The sequence below is a fragment of the Desertibacillus haloalkaliphilus genome, from assembly GCF_019039105.1.
GTDB lineage: Bacteria > Bacillota > Bacilli > Bacillales > KJ1-10-99 > Desertibacillus > Desertibacillus haloalkaliphilus.
Map to the genome: position 1 here is coordinate 1 of NZ_JAHPIV010000184.1, position 419 is coordinate 419.

Annotated in this window: 1 protein-coding gene; it reads right to left on the reverse strand. The window is 46.5% G+C overall.

The genetic code is table 11. The features are described 5' to 3' along the window. The coding region (locus KH400_RS29770) for a hypothetical protein (protein ID WP_217228101.1) at window positions 1–419 on the reverse strand (419 nt) is incomplete at both ends.

Here is a 419-nt window from a genome sequence, read left to right on the forward strand (position 1 = left end):
TTTCCTTTCTTTCTCTTTCCCCTCTTTCCCTCCTTCCCCCTTCTCCTTTCTCCCCTTCTCCCTTCCTTTCTTTCTTTTTCTTTTCTCCCTCTTCCCCCTTTCCCTCCTCTTTTCCCCTTCTCCTTTCCTCTCCCCCCTTCCCCTTTCTCTTTTTTCCCCTTTTCTTTTTCCTCCTTCCCTTTTCTTTCCTCTCTTCCTTTTTTTTTTCCTCCCCTCCTTCCTTTTTCTTCTCCCTCCCTTTCTTTTTTCTCCTTTCCTTCCCCCCTTTTTCTTTCTTTCCTCCTCTTTTCCCTTCTTCTTTTTTCCCTCTTCCTTCCTCTTCTTCCCTTTCTTCCTTTTCCTCCCCCCTCTTCTCTCTCTTTCCCTCTTCCCTTCTTTCCTTTTCTCCTTCTTCTCCTTCTTCCTCCCTCTCCCCCCTT